This window comes from Komagataeibacter melaceti (assembly GCF_003403295.1).
Taxonomy (GTDB): domain Bacteria; phylum Pseudomonadota; class Alphaproteobacteria; order Acetobacterales; family Acetobacteraceae; genus Komagataeibacter; species Komagataeibacter melaceti.
In genome coordinates, this window is sequence record NZ_QUWV01000124.1 from 21,762 (window position 1) to 40,778 (window position 19,017).

Genomic DNA, 19,017 nt, shown 5'->3' on the forward strand with positions numbered 1-19,017 from the left:
ATCCATATCAAATGTCAAGCCGCATGGCACGACAGTTGCGACTATCGCACCCATTCCGAATACCGTTTCCATTCCTACGCGTTCACACCGCCCGTGACCAGACGGGATACGATCGCATCCCAGATCATGCCCGCCGTATTGACGCCGTCGAACCGGTCGATTTCCTGCAATCCGGTCGGGGATGTTACATTGATCTCGGTCAACCATTCCCCGATCACGTCGATTCCAACGAAGATCAGACCCTCATCACGTAGTAACGGCCCGATCGCGTTGCAGATTTCATGGTCACGCGCGGTCAGTTCCGCCCGCACGGGGCGACCGCCCACATGCATGTTGGAACGGGTCTCGCCTTCCGCCGGAATGCGGTCGATCGCACCGACGGGCCGCCCGTCAACCAGGATGATCCGCTTGTCCCCCCTGCGCACGGCAGGCTCGTAACGCTGGATCATCAGCGGCTCGCGCGAGCGGGCGAAGTGCATTTCCAGCAGGGAATTGAGATTGGGGTCATCGGCCCGGATGCGGAACACGCCCGCCCCGCCATTGCCGAACAGCGGCTTGACGATGATGTCGCCCCATTTCGCACGGAAGGCCTTTATGGCCTGCACATCCCATGTCACCAGCGTGGGCGGCATGAGGTCAGGATAATGGGTGACCAGTATCTTCTCGGGCGCGTTGCGCACCGCGGCGGGGTTGTTGACCACCAGCGCACGGTCCGGTCCCACGCCATGGATATGCTCGAGGATATGGGTAGCCGTGATGTAGGCCATGTCGAATGGCGGGTCCTGGCGCATCAGCACCACGTCCATGGTGGACAGGTCGATCACCTGCTCCGCGCCGTACGTGGCATGGTCGCCCACCGTACGCCGCACCGTAACCGGGCGCGCCCGCGCGGTGACACGCTCCTGCCGGGCGCCATCGGGGGTGGTGCGCCCCTCGTTCAGGCTCAGGGCCTCGACCTGATAGACGAACAGTTCATAACCGCGCGCCTGCGCCTCCAGCATCAGGGCAAAGGTTGAATCGCCATTGATGTCGATACCGCCAAGCGGGTCCATCTGGACGGCAACCTTCAGGGGGCGTGGCATGTATGCACTTTCTCCGCACGAAACAGGATCGGCCTGCGCCGGGTGTCATGAACTGAAACCTTCAGCGACTAACCGTCATAATATGCCTTCAGCCGCACGGCCAGCCCCCATCAGGGCAAAGGCGGATACGAGATGGCCACGACCTCGATCATTTCCTCGCCGCGCGGGGTCATGAGCCTGACTTCATCCCCCACGCGGGCGCGCATGAGCGCACGCGCCACGGGGGATACGAGGCTGACCTGACCCGCCGCCATGTCGGCCTCGTCCACACCGAGGATGGTGACCGTCCGTTCCTCGTCCGCCTCGGTCGCGTATGTGACCGTGGCCCCGAAAAACACCCGGTCGCGCTGGGCCTGCGCCGCCGGATCGACGATAATGGCGTTGTCGATCCGCTTCGTGAGGAAGCGGATGCGGCGGTCGATTTCACGCAGGCGGCGCTTGCCATACTGATAATCACCATTTTCCGAACGGTCGCCATTGCCCGCCGCCCACGATACGATTTCAACAATCTTCGGGCGTTCATCGCGCAGCAGGGCGTTGAGTTCCGTCCGCATGGCCGCGACACCGGCTGGTGTGATATAATATGTCAGGCTGCCCGTGCCACCACCACCGGCACCCTTGGGCGCAGCGGGCATGCGGGCCTTCAGCATCGGGACACCGTCATGCGGATATGCCCCTCCATCTTCTGGCCCGGCGCCAGCACCTGCACACCGCTATCGGCTATGACAGTGCGGTTGAAGCCATCATTCATGTTGCTGACCGGTTCCACGCCGATATAGGGCTGATCCGGCGGGGTGAAGAGCACCAGATGCCGCAGTTCCGGGCTGCTTTCCAGCGTCAGGGCGTATCCCTCACGCGGCCAGCGCAGGAAGGCGCTGCCCGACCACCCGGCATAGCAGTTGTCGATGGGCGCATGGCCCGCGTCGCGCATGTGGGCGAACGACCACTCCCCCTCCGCCGGGACGCGCAGGGCGGGCATGTGATCCGGTCCGTTGGTCCAGACGCTGCCCGCCACGAAACCCAGCCGCAGGCCCGAATGGCGCGGGAAATACGGGTGGAAGCCCATGCCTACGGGCTGGTCGCGCGTATCGGCGTTTTCCACCATGATCCCGATGGACAGGCCATTTTCACGCAGGTCATAGCGTAGCTGCGCGCGGTAGCTGAACGGCCACTGGCCCGCCAGTTCACGCACGGGCACATGGTCGAGGCTGAGCGTGGCGCTGCTGTCGGACAGCATGTCGAGTCGCCACCGCCGCTGCCAGCCATTGCCGTGTATGGCGCAGTTCTCCCCCGCAAAGCTGGGGGTCAGATGGTAATCCACCCCGTCGAAACGGAAATGGTCGCCAGCGATCCGGTTGGAAAACGGCACCAGCGGATACCCCGCCACCGCGCGCCCGTGTTGTGCCACCAGATGCGGGTCAATGACCGGGCGCAGGAAATCCATGCCGCCCGCCCGCCAGAAGGCGATGCTGCCGCCCACATCAGGCATCAGCCCCAGTGTGGCGCCCCCCGCGTTAAGCTCCACGGTGGCCGAGATTTCACGCTCACGCTGGCCGGTGCAGGGAATACTGAAAGATGGGCTCCTACCGTCCACGCCGTTTTCCCCTGCCTTTTGCCTGTTGTGGGTCATAACCGCCCCCGCCCGGCCCCAGCGGCACCGGGCCGCCACGGTTGCGGCGCGCGATCGCCTTGGGGCTGGTGCCGGGCCTGCCCGCGCTGGACTGCGGCAGCGGGGGCGGGACCATGCCCAGTTCCAGGGCTTCGAGCCTGCGGATCTCGTCACGCAGGCGGGCGGCGGTTTCAAATTCCAGTTCGGCCGAGGCCTCGCGCATCTTCTTTTCCAGATCCGCTATGGCGGCCTTGTAATCCTTGCCGACCATTTCCTGCACGCTGCCATCCGCCGTGGGGGCGACGGTGACGTAATCCTGCTCGAAGACCGAGGAAATCACCTCACCGATCTGCTTGCGCACCGATTGCGGGGTAATGCCGTGCTCGGTGTTCCACAGGCTCTGCTTTTCACGCCTGCGGGCCGTCTCCTCAATGGCGTAGCGCAGGCTGTCGGTCATCTTGTCGGCATAGAGCAGCACGCGCCCATCCACGTTACGCGCCGCACGCCCTATGGTCTGGATGAGCGAGGTGCGCGAGCGCAGGAAACCTTCCTTGTCGGCATCGAGAATGGCGACGAGGGAACATTCGGGAATGTCCAGCCCCTCACGCAGCAGGTTGATGCCGATCAGCACGTCGAACGCGCCAAGGCGCAGGTCGCGGATGATCTCGATGCGCTCCAGCGTATCCACGTCCGAATGCAGGTAGCGCACGCGAATCCCTGCCTCGTTCATGTATTCGGTCAGGTCCTCGGCCATGCGCTTGGTCAGGGTCGTGACCAGCACACGCCCGCCATCGGCAATGGTCTGCCGACATTCGGCCAGCAGGTCATCGACCTGATGCTCCACGGGGCGGACGATGGTGATGGGGTCGATCAGCCCGGTGGGGCGGATGACCTGCTCGGCAAACACGCCATCCGTGCGCCGCATCTCCCACGGGCCGGGGGTGGCGCTGACGAATACGGTCTGCGGGCGGTAGGAATCCCATTCGGCAAAGGTCAGGGGCCGGTTGTCGAGGCAGGACGGCAGGCGGAAACCGAATTCCGCCAGCACCGACTTGCGCGCATGGTCCCCGCGTTCCATCCCGCCGATCTGCGGCACGGTCACGTGGCTTTCATCCACGATCAGCAGCGCATCTTCGGGCAGGTATTCAAACAGCGTGGGCGGCGGCTCACCCGGCGCGCGGCCGGACAGGTAGCGTGAATAGTTCTCGATCCCCTTGCACACGCCGGTGGTCTCGATCATTTCCAGATCGAAGGTGGTGCGCTGCTGCAGGCGCTCGGCCTCCAGCAGCTTGCCCTCGGCGGTGAAGGTGGCCAGCGTATCGCGCAGTTCCTGCTTTATGCCGCCTATCGCCTGGGTCAGCGTGGGGCGCGGGGTGACGTAATGGCTGTTGGCGTAAATGCTGATGGCTTCCAGATCGCCGGTCTTTTCCCCCGTCAGCGGATCGAATTCGGTGATCTCGTCAATCTCGTCTCCAAACAGGCTGATGCGCCATGCCCGGTCCTCGTTCTGGACGGGAAAAACATCAATCGTCTCGCCCCGCACGCGGAAGGTGCCGCGCTGGAACGCCGCATCGTTGCGGCGGTACTGCAGTTCGACCAGCCCCTTTATCAGCATGTCGCGGTCGATTTCGCCACCGACCTCCAGCTTGACCACCATGCGCGAATAGGTCTCGACCGAGCCGATACCGTAAATGCACGAAACCGAGGCCACGATGATGACATCGTTACGCTCCAGCAGCGCCTGTGTGGCGGCATGGCGCATGCGGTCGATCTGTTCGTTTATCTGGCTGTCTTTTTCAATATACGTATCGGACCGGGGCACGTAGGCCTCGGGCTGGTAGTAATCGTAATAGCTGACAAAATACTCGACCGCGTTATCGGGAAAGAACTGCTTCATTTCCGCATAAAGCTGGGCAGCCAGCGTCTTGTTGGGCGCGAGGATGAGGGTGGGCTTCTGCGTGGCCTCGATGATCTTAGCCATGGTGAAGGTCTTGCCCGAACCCGTCACGCCCAGCAGGACCTGATCGCGCTCACCTGCCTCCACGCCCTGGACCAGCTCGGCAATGGCCGTGGGCTGGTCGCCTGCGGGTTCATAGGGCGAGGTAACCCGGAATGTATTGACCTTGGGCTTTGCCGCCTGCCGTTCCGGCTGGAACAGGACGGGGTTGTCCGCCGGGTCAATGTCGGTCGTCTTTTTCCTGCTGCGGGATGCTTTCGCCATGACTAGAGAAAATGGGGACAAACCCGCCCCGGCGCAAGGGCCGCGTGCGGGCGGGCTGCCCCTGCCCGCTCAGGCCGTGGTGCCAAGCGGGGGCGGCACGCGGGCTTCACGCAGGGCATCGGCCTGGCGCTGCGCAAGGCGGGCCTCATCAAAATCGGCCGCCATTTCCTGAAACAGCCGGTGCCAGTTGACCTTGGCCCCCAGCCGCAGGAACACGCTGCCCAGCCCCACGGCAGAACGGTCCACCAGCACGAATTCACGCGGCGGCTGCACGCCCCCCGTGCGCTTGAGCCCGGCATAGACACGCTCGGCCACGGCACGGCCATATTGCGGGTCGTTATCTTCCTGAATGAAGCGTTCGCGGTCATCGAGCAGCGGGCCATAGATGAAGCGCGCCCATTCATTGAGCACGCGCATCGTATCGCGCGACATGTTGGTAAAGCCCCATGCCTGATAGGCCTGATAGGCCAGATCCTCGTCATCCGTCTCGATGGCCTTGTGCAGGTCGATGATGCCCTGCACGAAACTGGAGGGGAAAATGCGGATCGCGCCGAAATCCAGCAGGTTGATGCCGTAATCGTCACGCACGGTGAAGTTGCCCATATGCGGGTCGCCATGGATGACGCCGTAGCGATACAGCGGCACATACCATGCACGGAACAGCGCACGCGCCATACGGTCACGCGCTTCCTGCGGGGGGTTGGTGTCCAGCACCTTCTGGATGCCCCGGCCATGCACCCATTCCATGGTCAGCAGGCGCTGGGTGCATAGCGAATCGATGGGGGCGGGTACGGTGATATCGGACTCGTTGCCCAGCATGAGGCGATAGAGCCGCATGTTCGCGGCCTCGCGCTGGTAGTCGAGTTCCTCGTAAAGCCGGTCCTGCAGTTCGTCGAGCACGTCATCCTGCCGGATGGTGCTGTCCAGCCGGTAGAACAGCCCGACCGCCATGCGGAACTGCTTGAGGTCGGATTCCACGGTCGAGCGCATATCGGGGTACTGCAGCTTGCACGCCACCTCCCGCCCGTCGGGCAGGATGGCGCGGTGGACCTGACCAAGGCTTGCGGCGGCCGAGGCCTCGCGGCTGAAAGCGCGGAAATTGCGCTCCCAGTTCGGCCCCAGCTCGGCGGACATGCGGCGGCGCACGAAATTCCAGCCCATGGCGGGCGCATTGGCCTGAAGCTGGGCCAGCTCCTTGGCATATTCCTCCGGCAGGGCGCCGGGAATGGTGGAGAGAAGCTGCGCGCCCTTCATGAGCGGCCCCTTGAGCCCCCCCAGCACGCTTTTCAGGTCTTCGGCATGGATATGCTGGTTGGACCTGAACCCCATCTTGTGGCCCGCGATACGGGCCGCGATGCCACCAACCGTGCCCGACGTGCGCACCATGCGGCGGAATTCGCCAAACAGGCCGGTATTGTCGAGATTCCGTTCATCCGCCACGTCAGACACGCTCCAGCTCATCAATAAATCCGGCGACCACGTCCAGCCCCTTCTGCCAGAATCCCGGGTCCGCCGCGTCCAGCCCGAAGGGGGCCAGAAGCTCGCGATGCCGCCTGGTCCCGCCAGCCCGGAGCATGTCCAGGTACTTGTCCTGAAAACCGGGATGCCCGGACCGGAAAACCCCGTATAGCGCGTTTACCAGGCAATCGCCAAAAGCATAGGCATAGACATAGAACGGCGAATGGATGAAGTGCGGGATATAGGTCCAGTACGCATCATAATCCGGCGTGAAGTTGAAGGCCGGGCCAAGGCTTTCCACCTGCGTCTGCCGCCAGATTTCCCCAATGCGCGCGGGCAGCAGTTCACCGCTGCGGCGTTCATCATGCACCAGTGTCTCGAAACGGTAGAAGGCGATCTGGCGCACCACGGTGTTGAGCATGTCCTCCACCTTGGCCGCCAGCATGAGCCTGCGGCGGGCGGGATCGGTCTGGGCATCGAGCAGGGCACGGAAGGTCAGCATCTCGCCAAACACGCTGGCGGTCTCGGCCAGTGTCAGCGGCGTGTTGGACATGAGGTAGCCCTGCGCGCCCGCCAGTACCTGATGCACGCCATGGCCCAGCTCATGGGCCAGCGTCATCACATCACGCGTGCGGCCACGGTAGTTGAGCAGCAGGTACGGATGTGCTGACGGCACGGTGGGGTGGGCAAACGCGCCCGAGGCCTTGCCGGGCACGGGCGGGGCGTCGATCCATGCATGGTCGAAAAACTGCCGGGCCACCTCCCCCATGCGGGGGTCGAAGCCCTCATACGCCGCCATGACCTGTCCGGTGGCTTCACGCCACGGGATCAGCGGTTCGTCCTGCGTGGTCAGCGGGGCGTTGCGGTCCCAGTATTCCAGCTTTTCCAGCCCCAGCCACTTTGCCTTGAGCGCGTAATAGCGGTGCGACAGGCGGGGATAGGCCTCGGTCACGGCCTGCACCAGCGCATCGACCACCTCGTCCTCGACCATGTTGGCGCAGTTGCGCGCCGAGGTCGGGCGGGGGTAATGGCGCAGCCCGTCCACGATGCCCTTGTCCTTGGCCAGCGTGTTCGTAATCAGCGAGAACAGCTTCACGTTACGGCCCAGCACATCGCCAATGGCATGGGCCGCGGCCTCGCGCCGGGTGCGGTCGGGGCTGGACATGACATCGAGCGCATTGCCCAGCGTCACGTCCTCGCCACCCAGCCGCACCCGCATGTCGGCCATCGTCTCGTCAAACAGGCGGTTCCATGCCGCCGCACCCGTGACCGATTTCTCGTGCAGGACGGCCTCGACCTCATCGGAAAGCTGGTAGGGCCGGAAAACCCGCAGGTCGCGCAGGAACGGCGCCCAGTGCGCCAGCGCCGGGTCCTGCATCTGGGTGCTCAGGACCTCATCGGGGATGCGGTTGATTTCCAGCGTGAAGAACAGCAGGTGAGTGGAAATGGCGGTCAGCCGCTCATTGATCGACTGCGCGAAACGCCCGACACCCGAATCCGACGTATTGGCCGCGAACAGGAGCTGGGCATAGGAACCGGCCCGGCCCAGCACCTCGTCAATGCGCTGGTATTCGGCAATGGCCTGCGCCAGTTCATCGCCCTTCAGGCTGGCCAGACGGCCCTGCCACACGCGCGCGAAATCCTGCGCATCCGTATCCGCCTGATCAAGGTCGGTGGTGAGCGCGGGGGAGTCGGGGCTGTCATACAGGTCCGACAGATCCCACCGCGGCAGGCCCGCAAGCGCAGGCCCACCGGAGGTCTGGCCCGCTTCCTCCCGCACGGTGGAAACAGCGGCAGCACCCGCCACGAAGGCGGAAAAATTCGCTTTGGACATTTATCGAGCACCACCCATCAGATCGGGCGAAACCTGCGCCTGCGCACCGGCCCCGCGATTCTCATTGTCATGAATCTAGTGCGTCATGCCACGGCGTGCGACCCCACATGCCTCAATTCGGCCCTAAAAACAGACGGAGCCGGACATTGCTGCCCGGCTCCGCCGCCATTCCCTACGGTTTGATGCCTGTCTGCGGTCAGGCGCCCTTCGCCATGGCCGGGGCCTCGAAGCCGATGACACGTGCATATTCCTTGGGCACCACCTGCCAGAAACGCGGCAGGGTCCGGTCCCAGTTATGCAGCAGCAGCTCGGCATAGCGGCTTCCGGTCTCACGGGCATGGGTCTCGACCTGCTCACGCAGCACCGCTTCCCATTTCGGGTCCTGCACGCGGCACCACATGACCGTATCGGGGTTCACGCGCTCGGCAAAGCTGCCGCTGGCGTCATAGACGAAGGCCATGCCGCCGGTGAAGCCCGCGCCGAAATTGTCGCCAATCTCGCCCAGGATCACCACCAGCCCGCCGGTCATGTATTCACACCCGTTGGAGCCACAGCCCTCGACCACGGCGGTCGCACCCGAGTTACGCACCGCGAAGCGCTCACCCGCCTGCCCCGCCGCATACAGCGCACCAGCCGTCGCGCCATACAGCACCGTGTTGCCGATGATCGCGTTCTCGTTCGACACGAGGCTGGAGGAAGGCGAGGACCGCACCACGATGGTCGCGCCCGAAAGCCCCTTGCCCACGTAGTCGTTCGCATCCCCCAGCACTTCAAGCTTCAGGCCCTGCACCGCAAAGGCCCCCAGCGACTGCCCGGCCGAGCCGCGCAGCCGCACGGTCAAATGCCCCGGCGCCAGCGTGGCCATGCCGAACTGCCGCACGATAAGCGAGGAAATGCGCGTGCCGATGGCGCGATGCGTGTTCTGCACGTTGTACTGAAGCTGCATCTTCTCGCCATGGTCGAACAGCGGGCGCGCATCGGCAATCATCTGCGCATCCAGCGTCTCGGGCACCTCGTTGCGGCCTTCACGCGTGCAGAAGCGGCCATAGGGGCCGGGGTCCGCCTGCGCGAGCAGCGAGTTGAGGTCGAGGTCATCCAGATAGTCCGCGCCACGCAGCACCTGGTGCAGCAGGTCAGTGCGGCCGATGATCTCGTTGAGCGAGGTGAAGCCCAGCGAGGCGAGGATGTTGCGCACGTCCTCCGCGATGAAGGAGAACAGGTTGATCACCTTCTCCGGCGTGCCCTCGAACTTGCGGCGCAGTTCATCATCCTGCGTGCACACGCCCACCGGGCAGGTGTTGGAGTGGCACTGACGCACCATGATGCAGCCCATGGCCACGAGGCTGGCCGTGCCGATGCCGAATTCCTCGGCCCCCAGCATGGCGGCGATCACCACGTCACGCCCGGTTTTCAGGCCGCCATCGGTGCGCAGCTTCACGCGGTGGCGCAGGCGGTTGAGCATCAGCACCTGATGCGCCTCCGCCAGGCCCAGTTCCCACGGCATGCCCGCATATTTGACCGAGGACTGCGGGCTGGCCCCGGTGCCACCGGAATGGCCCGAGATCAGGATCGCATCGGCCTTGGCCTTGGCAACGCCCGCGGCGATCGTGCCGATGCCAGAACGCGCGACCAGCTTCACGGTCACGGTGGCTTCGGGGTTGATCTGCTTGAGGTCGTAGATGAGCTGGGCCAGATCCTCGATCGAGTAGATGTCGTGATGCGGCGGCGGCGAGATCAGGGTCACGCCTTCGGTCGCATGGCGCAGCTTCGCGATCAGGCCCGTGACCTTGAAGCCGGGAAGCTGCCCGCCCTCGCCCGGCTTCGCGCCCTGCGCCATCTTGATCTCGATCTCGCGGCAGTCATTGAGGTACTGCGCGGTCACGCCAAAACGGCCCGACGCGATCTGCTTGATGGCGGATGATGCGTTATCGCCATTGGGGCGCGGCTTCGCGCGTGCCGGGTCCTCGCCCCCTTCGCCCGAATCGGACTTGGCGCCAATGCGGTTCATGGCGATGGACAGGGTCTCGTGCGCTTCGGGGCTGAGCGCGCCAAGGGAGATGCCCGGCGCGATCAGGCGCTTGCGCAGTTCGGTAATGCTCTCGACCGATTCCACGGGGATGGGCGTGCGCCCGCCACGGAAGTCCAGCAGGTCGCGCAGCGCCACCGGCGGCTGGCGGCGCACCGCATCCGCATAACGCTGGTAGGTGGAGAAGCTGCCCGTCGCCACCGCCGTCTGGAGCATGTGGATCATGTTGCCGTCGAACGCATGGGTCTCCCCGCTGCGGCGCAGCTTGTAGCGCCCGCCCACGGGCAGGGATTCCACCTGCCGGTTCCACGCCTTGTTGTGGAAGCTCAGCACGTTGCGCGCGATGCCCGTCAGCCCGATGCCGGAAATGCGCGAGGGCATGCCGGGGAAGAATTCCGCCGTCAGGGCGCGTGACAGGCCTACCGCCTCAAAATTGTACCCGCCGCGATAGGACGCCACGATGGAAATGCCCATCTTGGACATGATCTTGAGCAGGCCCTTGTTGACCGCCTTGCGGTACCGCTCGACCGAATCGGACAGCGACAGGTTGCCGAACAGGCCCCGACGATGCCGGTCGGCAATGCTTTCCTGCGCCAGGTACGGGTTGACCGTGGTGGCGCCCACCCCGATCGTGACCGCGATGGCGTGCACGTCCAGCGCCCCGGCGGAACGCACGTTGAGCGAGGTGAACGTACGCAGCGACTGGCGCACCAGATGGGTGTGCACCGCCGCCGTGGCCAGGATCATCGGGATATAGGCGCGCTCACCCGACTGGTGCTCATCGGTCAGGAAGACATGGGTGCAGCCCTGCCGCACACGGTCCTCGGCCTCGGCGCGGATGCGGGCGATGGCGGCGCGCAGTCCGGCCTCGCCCTCATCGGCGGGGAAGGTGCAGTCGATGATGCAGCTATCCTTGCCACAGAACTCGACCAGCGCCTGGAATTCACCCGTGGTCAGCACCGGGGAGGGAAGCTGGAGCAGGTCGCACTGCGTCTCGCTTTCCTCAAGGATGTTGCCAAGGTTGCCCAGCCGCGTCACCAGGCTCATGACCCGTGTTTCACGCAGGCTGTCGATGGGCGGGTTGGTGACCTGGCTGAACGCCTGGCGGAAGTAGTGCGCAAGGCCACGATAACGGTCGGACAGCACCGCAAGCGGCGTATCATCACCCATCGAGCCGATGGCCTCGGCCGCGTTCTCCACCATGGGCTGGAGGATCGTCTCGAGGTCTTCCAGCGTCAGGCCCACGGCAAGCTGGCGGCGGCGCAGGGTCTCGGCATCATACAGCACCGGCTCGCTGCCGTCGGGGCGCACGATGGAGGAGATTTCCTGCGTGCGCTTCACCCAGCTTGAAAAGTCCTGACGGCCCGAAAGCAGGTCGAGCAGTTCGTCATTGCCGTACAGCTTCGCATCTTTGAGGTCGAGCGCCAGCGACTGCCCCGGCCCAAGCCGGCCACGGCTGACAATGTCGGCCTCGGGCACCTTGACCATGCCGGTCTCGGAGCCAACGATCAGCAGGCCGCTGCCCGTGATGGTGTAGCGCAGGGGGCGCAGGCCGCTGCGGTCAAGGCCCGCCACCATCCAACGCCCGTCGGTCGCGCACAGCGCGGCCGGGCCGTCCCACGGCTCCATCACGGCGTTGCAGTAGGAATACATGTCCTTGTGGCGCTGCGTCATGGCGGAATTGCCGCCGATGCTGGCCGGGATCATGAGGCAGCGCGCCATGGGCGCGTCACGCCCGGCGAAGGTCAGCAGTTCGAACACGTTGTCAAAGCACGCGGTATCCGAACCCTGCGCCTGCACGACGGGCTTCAGGTCTTCCATGAACGGGTCCAGCACGGGATCGGCCAGCCGCGTCTCGTGGCTTTTCATCCAGTTGACGTTGCCCGAGATGGTGTTGATCTCACCATTATGGGCAAGGCGGCGGAACGGCTGGGCCAGCTTCCATGTGGGGAAGGTGTTGGTCGAGTAGCGCTGGTGATAGATCGCGAAGCGGCTGACGAAACGCGGGTCCAGCAGGTCGGGGTAGAACACCGTCAGGTGCTCGGCCAGGAACATGCCCTTGTAGATCAGCGACCGGCAGGACAGCGAACAGACGTACAGGTCCACCTGGTTGGCGATGGCACTTTTCTCGATCCGGCGGCGGATGACGTACAGGTCGCGCTCGAATTCCTCTTCCGCGCTGCCGGGCAGGTTGCGGATCAGGATCTGCTCGATTTCAGGGCGGGTGGCGTTGGCCTTCTCGCCAATGCATTCGGTGTTGATCGGCACCTGGCGCCAGCCATAGATGCTGTAACCGAAGGCGAGGATCTCGCTCTCGATGATCTGGCGGCAGCGTTCCTGTGCCGCGATGTCGGTCTTGGGCAGGAAGATCATGCCCACGGCGATCTGGCTGTCCACGCCGCTCTCGGCCCCGCCCGCGTGGATGGCATCGGCAAAGAAGTCCTGCGGGATCTCGACATGGATGCCCGCGCCATCGCCGGTCTTGCCATCGGCATCGACCGCGCCACGGTGCCACACGGCCTTCAGCGCCGCGATACCGGCCTCGACCACATCACGCCGGGGCTTGCCATCAAGGGCCGCGACCATACCCACGCCGCAGGCATCATGCTCCTGCGTGGGGTCATACAGGCCGGAGATGGCTTTCGCGTTGTCTTCCCATTCCTGCACGAAATCGGTGGGCTGCCGTTCAATCTGGTCCATCATGCTTACTCCGCCACCTCGGCCTGCGCCGCCATCGTTTCCTCAAGCCAGCGGTGCATCTGCGCCGCCGCATCCCGTCCGTCACGGATCGCCCACACCACAAGGCTGGCCCCGCGCACGATATCGCCCGCCGCGAATACGCCCGGCAGGCTGGTCATGAATGTTTTGCGATCCACCATGAGCGTGCCCCAGCGCGAGACCTCAAGCTCCGGCTGCCCCCACAGGGTGGCCAGCGGCTCGGGGTCGAAGCCCAGCGCCTTGATGACCAGATCGGCCTCCAGCGTGAACGCGCTGTTCTCCACCGGCTCGACCGACTGGCGGCCGCTGGCGTCGGGCAGGCCCAGCTTCATGCGGCTGGCGCGCACGCCGGTTACCGTGCCGTCGCCCTCGAACGCCAGCGGCGCTGCGAGCCATACGAACTCGACACCTTCTTCCTCGGCGTTCTTCACCTCACGCACGGAGCCGGGCATGTTGGCGCGGTCACGGCGGTACAGGCACTTGACCGACTTCGCACCCTGCCGGATGGCGGTGCGCACGCAGTCCATGGCCGTATCGCCACCACCGATCACCACGACCGACCGGCCTGCGGCGTTCAGCTCACCGCTGTCATAATCGGCCACGCTGTCACCCAGCGAGACGCGGTTGGACGCGGTCAGGTAATCCAGCGCGCGCACGATGCCGCCCTGCCCTGCGCCCGGGCCGCCGATGTCACGCGACTTGTAAACGCCGGTCGCGACCAGCACGCCGTCATGGCGGGCGCGCAGGGTGGAGAACGCGATGGTGTCCGCCCCGTCCTTATCACCCACGTCCTTGCCAAGGTGGAAGGTGATGCCCGAGTCCACCAGCAGCCTGTGCCGCCGCAGCACGATGTCCTTTTCCAGCTTGAAGCCGGGGATGCCGTACATGAGCAGGCCGCCAATGCGGTCGTAGCGGTCATAGACATGGACCTGATAGCCCATCTCGCGCAGCTGCACGGCGGCGGCCAGACCACCGGGACCGGCACCGATGATGCCGACACTCTGCGTGCGCTCGGACAGCGGGGTCACGGGCTTGACCCAGCCGTTATCAAAGGCGTTGTCGGTGATGTAGCGTTCCACCGCGCCGATCGTCACGCTCTCGAAGCCCTGCTCGATCACGCAGTTGCCTTCGCACAGGCGGTCCTGCGGGCAGATGCGGCCACAGATTTCGGGGAAGGTGTTGGTGGCGGAGGAAATCTCATAGGCCTCCTCCAGCCGGCCCGCCGCCGTCATCATCAGCCAGTCGGGAATGTTGTTGCCCAGCGGGCAGTGCACCGAGCAGAACGGCACGCCGCACTGCGAACAGCGCGAAGCCTGCTTTTCCGCCATTTCCGTGGCGAACGGCGCATAAATTTCGTTAAAGTCCTTGCGGCGCGCCTCGGCAGGCCGCTTGTCCGGCTGCTCCTGCGCCACAGAGACGAATTTCAGCATGCGCTCGGCCATCGGTCTGCCCCCGGTCTGCGTGAAGGTGAAGGACGCGACGGACGCAGTACGCGCCCCGCGACGGGCACTGATCTACGCAACACCTCGCCCCAATAAAAGACAGAAGTACTGACCTTATGGCGTAATTAGCCGGAAAATCGCAAAATTTCCGGCCTCAGGGCGCGTCGGTCAGGACCAGTTCCATGGGTGAAGGGGTAATGCCCAGCATCTCGATGGTGCGCGCGCCGGGGGCGACGACATTATCGACCTGAAGCAGGCGGAGCTGGTCACGGGTCAGCAGGCTGCCGGGCAGACGCTCCAGCACCGCGGCCTGGATACCGGCCAGCCAGTGCGGCACCGCGAAAAGCGGCCGCATGTGGCCACCCCAGCGCATGGCCCAGGCCACGATCTCGCGCATGGTCAGGATCTGCGGGCCACCGAACTCGAAAATCGCGCCCGCCACGTCATCATGCCCGGCGAGACGGAAAATCCCCTCCGCCACATCCCCCACCCATACCGGCTGGAAACGGGTGTCGGGTGCAAAGACCGGCATGACCGGCAGCAGCCGGGCCATGCGCGCGAACATATTGGGAAATGACCCGCCCTGCCCGAATATGAGGGAGGGGCGCACGATCACCGCCTCGGGCATGTACTGGCTGACAACGGCTTCCCCCGCCGCCTTGCTGCGCGCATAGGCCGAAGGGCTGTCCGCCTGCGCGCCCAGAGCGGAAATATGGATGAGCCGTTCCACCCCCGATGCCGCGCACAGCCGCGCGATGCGTCCCGCCCCCTCCACATGGATTGCCTCGAACGTGGCGGCCCCGCGTGGCGAGAGGATGCCCACGAGGTTGATGACAAGGTGGCTCCCCTCGATCGCGGCGACGCAGGCGGCCTCATCGGTCACGGACCCCACCACCGGCACCACCTGCCCCACATCACCCAGCATGCGCAGCCGCGCCGCCATGGCCGCGCTGCGCCCCACCACGCGCACCACATAGCCCGCACGCGCCAGCCGCCCGACCACGGGCTGCCCCACAAACCCGCTCCCGCCAAAAACCGTCGCTACCCTGCGCGTCATAGTCTGCTCCTGCATTGGGGTTGTGCCTGAATTGGGGCCGTGATGGTCCACCACCATGTTTTTCGCACTTTCCGGCGGGTGGAGACAGCCCATTTTCCTGCCCCGCCGTGCCTGCGCCACGGGGCGGATGAAAAAAAATGCGCCTGATTTCAAAAAAATGCATTTAGCCTGTTGACCGCTCCCCCCAGCCAGACTAGAAACCGCCTCACACCACCCCGGCGCTCTGCCGGGGAGCCTCTGAGCCCAGATGGCGGAATTGGTAGACGCGCAGGTTTCAGGTACCTGTGGCCGCAAGGTCGTGGAAGTTCGAGTCTTCTTCTGGGCACCATCTCTCTACATTAATGGATAGCACACCCCTCCGGGGGCCGGTCAGGACAGCCCGCAGGGGACTGTCCCGTTATCTTTTTGCCTGTTCGCCGGTTCAAATTGGTGTAAACCGCCCACGAATACACAGATAACGTACAGCCCCACCCGGCGGCATCCGATGGGGCGATAACGGAACGGCTTGCCTTGCTTGCGGTTGCGTTCCAGACCTGCCACCGTGAACCGAATATCGTGACGGAGCATTTTCCTGATGGCTGCAAGCCCGACATCCGACCGCATCCACTTCCATCGTGGCGACCTGCCCGCCGATGTGACGTTTTCCGGTGCTGTCGCTGTTGATACGGAAACAATGGGCCTGAACCCGCACCGGGACCGGCTGTGCCTCGTCCAGCTTTCCGGTGGTGACGGCCATGCCCACCTGGTCCAGATGCCCGCGGGCACCACGGCGGGGGACTGCCCCAACCTGGTGCGCGTGCTGACCCGTCCCGACCTGACCAAGCTCATGCATTTTGCCCGGTTTGACGTTGCGATCCTGCAATACACGCTGGATATTACGGTGGCCCCCACCATCTGCACCAAGATCGCCTCCAAGCTGGTGCGTACCTATACCGACCGCCACGGGCTGGCCCATCTGTGCCGTGAACTGATCGGGGTGGAACTGAGCAAGCAGCAGCAGTGTTCCGACTGGGGAGCACCCGACCTGACCCCCGAACAGATGGCCTATGCCGCGTCCGACGTGCTTTACCTGCATGCGCTGTGGGAAAAGCTGGAAGCGCTCCTGCACCGCGAGGGGCGGCGTGAGCTGGCGCAGGCCTGCTATGATTTCCTGCCTGCCCGCGCCCGCCTTGATATCCTCGGTTACGTGGAACCCGACATTTTCGCCCACAGGGCCGCCTGAGCACGCACCCGGTCCGGGCGGATATTTTACGACGATAAGGTCGGGCATGAACAGCAGCCTCCCCCCCTCCCTCACCACCCTGAATGGCGAAAGCCAGGCCCAGTCGCGCCATAACATGCTGCAACAGGCCTGCAATGTGCTGCGTACCGAAGCCGCCGGCCTGCAGGCAATGATAACGGCGCTGGAAGCCTCCGGCCCCGATGCAGGTGACGGGCTGGGCGCGGCCTTTGTCACGGCGGTTGAGCGCATCCTGTCGGACAACATGCGGGTGGTGGTGACGGGCATCGGCAAATCCGGCCATATCGGGCGCAAGATCCAGGCCACGCTGGCCTCCACCGGCACGCCAGCCATTTTCGTGCATCCGGCCGAGGCCTCGCACGGGGATCTGGGCATGCTGCAGAAGGGGGATGCCGTCCTCGCCATCTCCAATTCGGGCGAGACGGCGGAACTGGCGGACATCATCTCGCACGCGCGCCGTTTCGGGCTGCTGCTCATCGCCATGACATCGCGCACGGAATCCACGCTGGCCCGCACGGCGGACATCGTGCTGCTCCTGCCCCGCGCGCCCGAGGCCTGCCCTATCGGGCTGGCCCCCACCACAAGCTCCACCATGCAGCTTGCGCTGGGCGATGCGCTGGCCATCGTGCTGCTGCAGCGCCGGGGGTTCAACGCCAATGACTTTGGCGTTTTCCATCCTGGTGGTCGCCTTGGCACCCAGTTGCGGCGCGTTCATGAACTCATGCACCACGGCAAGCACATGCCGCTGGGGCCGCCCAGCATGCCGCTGCGGCAGGTGATCATGGAAATGACCCGCAAGACCTTTGGCTGCATGGGTGTGGTGGACGAGAACAACCGGCTGATCGGCCTGATCACCGACCGTGACCTGCGTCTGGCGCTGGAGCAGGACCTGGGCAACACCTGTGCCGCCGACATCATGAACACGGCCCCGCAGACCATCGGGCCGGACGTGCTGGCGGCCGAGGCGCTGCGCATCATGAACGACCGCCCGCGCCCGATCTCGAGCATCTTCGCACTGGACGAGGCTGGGCACCCGGTTGGCATCGTGCACCTGCATGACCTGCTGCGCGCCGGCGTTGCATGACCGAACGGCCTGAAGACAGGGAAAACGATCCCGCCCCGATCCAGCGCGAGGATTACAGCCGCAGCGCCGCCGATATCGAGCGCCAGCGCAGCATCTTCAACCCCTCCGGGCGGGCACGGCTGCTGCCTGATGCCGAATCCCTCGCGCGGCGGCAGACGATCCTGCGTTCGGCCAAATGGGTGCTGCCGCTGCTGGCCCTTGTGCTGCTTGGCTCCATCGCGGCATGGCCCGCTGTCGAGCGCGCGGTGATCATGCATACCGGCACCATGGCGCAGATGAGCCAGGTGCGCGTGAAAAGCGGCAGCATGCTCAACCCCACCTATCGCGGGCTGGACGACCACGGCCACCCTTACATGATTACCGCCGATGAGGCCCGCCAGAACCCGCCCGAACGGATCGACCTGAGCAACGCGGCGGCGGACATATTGCTCGACAGCCGGAACTGGATGTATGTCACGGCGCGTGATGGCGTGTACATCCAGCACAGCCAGATGCTGGACCTGACGCACGACGTGACACTCTACCGCAGTGATGGAACCATCCTGCTCAGCCCCAGCGCGGATATGGACATGCGCCACAACATCATCGTGTCCGATAGCTGGATACATGCCGAAGGGCCGCTGGGCGTGCTGGACGCGGCGGGCTGCATGCTGGATGCGCGCGGCGGCATCATGATGTTTCGCGGCCCCGGCCGCATGGTCCTCAACGCAGCGGAAAGAGCGAACTGATGGCGCGCGTAACCCTTCACCTGCCACTGGGCGGCATCCTGCTCGGACTGATCGCGCCGGGCGCGGCCATGGCGCAGGGGCTGGACATGTCCCAGGGGCAGCAGATCAATGTCACCGCCGCCGGTGGCTTCAACTGGGACCAGAACGCGCAGACCGTCACCGCCTATGACCAGGCGCAGGCCACCCGGGGCGACCTGACCGTGCGCGCCGACCGTCTTGTCGCCTATTACCGCAAGAAGGAAACCGCGCCCGGCACGGCCACAACGGGGCAGCCCGCCGCCGCCCAGCCACAGCCGCCCGGCTCCGACGCCCCGCTTTCCGCCCATCTGGGCATTGCCCCGCCGGTCGAGACCCGCCGCCCCCATATCGTGGATGATACGGCGCAACCCGCAACGGATCAGGCCACGCCACCCGCGATACCCCCGACCCAGCCTTCGTCCGGTTCCGCAGCACCCACCGACCCGGACGTGGATACCAGCCTCGCCACATCATCCGATACGCTGCCGCAGGACATGCCC

12 protein-coding genes, 1 tRNA gene and 1 pseudogene are annotated in these 19,017 nt (G+C 65.0%); 5 read left to right on the forward strand and 9 right to left on the reverse strand.

Going from position 1 to position 19,017, the window contains the following annotated elements:
* Positions 1 to 74: 74 nt before the first annotated feature.
* From gshB to DY926_RS12840, 9 genes are all read right to left on the reverse strand, one after another.
* Positions 75 to 1,082 (reverse strand): glutathione synthase, encoded by a 1,008-nt coding sequence (gshB, locus tag DY926_RS12800; protein ID WP_116703721.1) that lies wholly within the window; start codon positions 1,080 to 1,082, stop codon positions 75 to 77.
* 110 nt (positions 1,083 to 1,192) lie between these two features.
* A complete protein-coding gene (gene greB / locus DY926_RS12805) occupies positions 1,193 to 1,732 on the reverse strand; it encodes a transcription elongation factor GreB (protein WP_186336171.1) in 540 nt (179 codons plus the stop codon).
* A complete protein-coding gene (locus tag DY926_RS12810) occupies positions 1,726 to 2,619 on the reverse strand; it encodes an aldose 1-epimerase (RefSeq protein ID WP_116703733.1) in 894 nt (297 codons plus the stop codon). The genes greB and DY926_RS12810 overlap by 7 nt, the downstream gene beginning before the upstream one ends.
* Positions 2,620 to 2,665: 46 nt before the next feature.
* Positions 2,666 to 4,912, reverse strand: a complete 2,247-nt coding sequence (uvrB, locus tag DY926_RS12815) for an excinuclease ABC subunit UvrB (protein ID WP_116703722.1) — start codon at positions 4,910 to 4,912, stop codon at positions 2,666 to 2,668.
* Between the two features lie 69 nt (positions 4,913 to 4,981).
* The gene (locus DY926_RS12820) at positions 4,982 to 6,373 is read right to left on the reverse strand and encodes an ABC1 kinase family protein (RefSeq protein ID WP_116703723.1); all 1,392 of its coding nucleotides are present in this window, start codon (positions 6,371 to 6,373) and stop codon (positions 4,982 to 4,984) included.
* The gene (locus DY926_RS12825) at positions 6,354 to 8,204 is read right to left on the reverse strand and encodes a M3 family oligoendopeptidase (RefSeq protein WP_116703724.1); all 1,851 of its coding nucleotides are present in this window, start codon (positions 8,202 to 8,204) and stop codon (positions 6,354 to 6,356) included. Before DY926_RS12825 ends, DY926_RS12820 begins: the two co-directional genes overlap by 20 nt.
* Positions 8,205 to 8,400: 196 nt before the next feature.
* Entirely contained in the window at positions 8,401 to 12,930 is a 4,530-nt protein-coding gene (gene gltB / locus DY926_RS12830) for a glutamate synthase large subunit (protein ID WP_408886064.1), read from the reverse strand.
* 5 nt (positions 12,931 to 12,935) lie between these two features.
* Positions 12,936 to 14,390: an NAD(P)-dependent oxidoreductase gene (locus DY926_RS12835; RefSeq protein WP_116703726.1), complete on the reverse strand. Its 1,455-nt coding sequence runs from the start codon at positions 14,388 to 14,390 to the stop codon at positions 12,936 to 12,938.
* Positions 14,391 to 14,544: 154 nt separating this feature from the next.
* On the reverse strand, positions 14,545 to 15,447 hold the full coding sequence (locus DY926_RS12840; protein WP_116703727.1) for a complex I NDUFA9 subunit family protein: 903 nt from the start codon (positions 15,445 to 15,447) through the stop codon (positions 14,545 to 14,547).
* A 241-nt stretch (positions 15,448 to 15,688) separates the two neighbouring features.
* On the opposite strand from DY926_RS12840, the gene DY926_RS12845 reads away from it, so the two are divergent.
* The 5 genes and pseudogenes from DY926_RS12845 to DY926_RS17875 all read left to right on the forward strand — a co-directional run.
* Positions 15,689 to 15,775: transfer RNA gene (locus DY926_RS12845), tRNA-Leu, on the forward strand.
* A gap of 246 nt (positions 15,776 to 16,021) precedes the next feature.
* A complete protein-coding gene (locus tag DY926_RS12850; RefSeq protein ID WP_116703728.1) occupies positions 16,022 to 16,669 on the forward strand; it encodes a ribonuclease D in 648 nt (215 codons plus the stop codon).
* A 46-nt stretch (positions 16,670 to 16,715) separates the two neighbouring features.
* Positions 16,716 to 17,771 (forward strand): KpsF/GutQ family sugar-phosphate isomerase, encoded by a 1,056-nt coding sequence (locus DY926_RS12855; RefSeq protein WP_116703729.1) that lies wholly within the window; start codon positions 16,716 to 16,718, stop codon positions 17,769 to 17,771.
* Entirely contained in the window at positions 17,768 to 18,499 is a 732-nt protein-coding gene (gene lptC, locus DY926_RS12860; protein ID WP_116703730.1) for an LPS export ABC transporter periplasmic protein LptC, read from the forward strand. Before DY926_RS12855 ends, lptC begins: the two co-directional genes overlap by 4 nt.
* Positions 18,499 to 19,017, forward strand: a pseudogene (locus DY926_RS17875) (hypothetical protein); the annotation flags it as partial. The gene lptC and the pseudogene DY926_RS17875, both read left to right, overlap by 1 nt.